Genomic DNA, 1,737 nt, shown 5'->3' on the forward strand with positions numbered 1-1,737 from the left:
AGGTTTCCGTAATATTCCTTAGAAAGGAGGTGATCCAGCCGCAGGTTCTCCTACGGCTACCTTGTTACGACTTCACCCTAATCATCTGTCCCACCTTAGGCGGCTGGTCCCCGAAGGTTACCCCACCGACTTTGGGTGTTACAAACTCTCATGGTGTGACGGGCGGTGTGTACAAGGCCCGGGAACGTATTCACCGCGGCATGCTGATCCGCGATTACTAGCGATTCCGACTTCATGTAGGCGAGTTGCAGCCTACAATCCGAACTGAGAATGGCTTTAAGAGATTAGCTTGCTCTCGCGAGTTCGCAACTCGTTGTACCATCCATTGTAGCACGTGTGTAGCCCAGGTCATAAGGGGCATGATGATTTGACGTCATCCCCACCTTCCTCCGGTTTGTCACCGGCAGTCTCACCAGAGTGCCCAACTTAATGCTGGCAACTGATAATAAGGGTTGCGCTCGTTGCGGGACTTAACCCAACATCTCACGACACGAGCTGACGACAACCATGCACCACCTGTATCCACGTCCCCGAAGGGAACGCCTGATCTCTCAGGTTAGCGTAGTATGTCAAGACCTGGTAAGGTTCTTCGCGTAGCTTCGAATTAAACCACATGCTCCACCGCTTGTGCGGGCCCCCGTCAATTCCTTTGAGTTTCAGCCTTGCGGCCGTACTCCCCAGGCGGAATGCTTAATGCGTTAGCTGCAGCACTGAAGGGCGGAAACCCTCCAACACTTAGCATTCATCGTTTACGGTATGGACTACCAGGGTATCTAATCCTGTTTGCTACCCATACTTTCGAGCCTCAGCGTCAGTTACAGACCAGACAGCCGCCTTCGCCACTGGTGTTCTTCCATATATCTACGCATTTCACCGCTACACATGGAGTTCCACTGTCCTCTTCTGCACTCAAGTTTCCCAGTTTCCGATGCACTTCTTCGGTTAAGCCGAAGGCTTTCACATCAGACTTAAAAAACCGCCTGCGCTCGCTTTACGCCCAATAAATCCGGACAACGCTTGCCACCTACGTATTACCGCGGCTGCTGGCACGTAGTTAGCCGTGGCTTTCTGGTTAAATACCGTCAATACCTGAACAGTTACTCTCAGATATGTTCTTCTTTAACAACAGAGTTTTACGAGCCGAAACCCTTCTTCACTCACGCGGCGTTGCTCCATCAGACTTTCGTCCATTGTGGAAGATTCCCTACTGCTGCCTCCCGTAGGAGTTTGGGCCGTGTCTCAGTCCCAATGTGGCCGATTACCCTCTCAGGTCGGCTACGTATCATTGCCATGGTGAGCCGTTACCTCACCATCTAGCTAATACGCCGCGGGACCATCCAAAAGTGATAGCCGAAGCCATCTTTCAAACTCAGACCATGCGGTCCGAGTTGTTATGCGGTATTAGCATCTGTTTCCAGGTGTTATCCCCCACTTCTGGGCAGGTTTCCCACGTGTTACTCACCAGTTCGCCACTCACTCAAATGTAAATCATGATGCAAGCACCAATCAATACCAGAGTTCGTTCGACTTGCATGTATTAGGCACGCCGCCAGCGTTCGTCCTGAGCCAGGATCAAACTCTCAAATTAATGATGAGTTCTAAAAAAGCTCATTTAAAAAGTTGGTTCAAATTTATTAATTGTTTTCACGAATTGACTTCGCAAATGTTTTTGCTCTTGATACAAGATCAAGAGACCCTACACATTTGATTTGTCGAAACTTTGTTCAGTTTTCAAAG

General features: G+C 49.7%; 1 rRNA gene. It reads right to left on the reverse strand.

Annotated elements, in window-relative coordinates:
* Nucleotides 1–22: 22 nt before the first annotated feature.
* Nucleotides 23–1,588: ribosomal RNA gene (locus tag IV64_RS09230) — 16S ribosomal RNA — on the reverse strand.
* Nucleotides 1,589–1,737 lie beyond the last annotated feature (149 nt).

Origin of the sequence: Lactiplantibacillus xiangfangensis (assembly GCF_001438845.1) — a bacterium.
Lineage (GTDB): Bacteria > Bacillota > Bacilli > Lactobacillales > Lactobacillaceae > Lactiplantibacillus > Lactiplantibacillus xiangfangensis.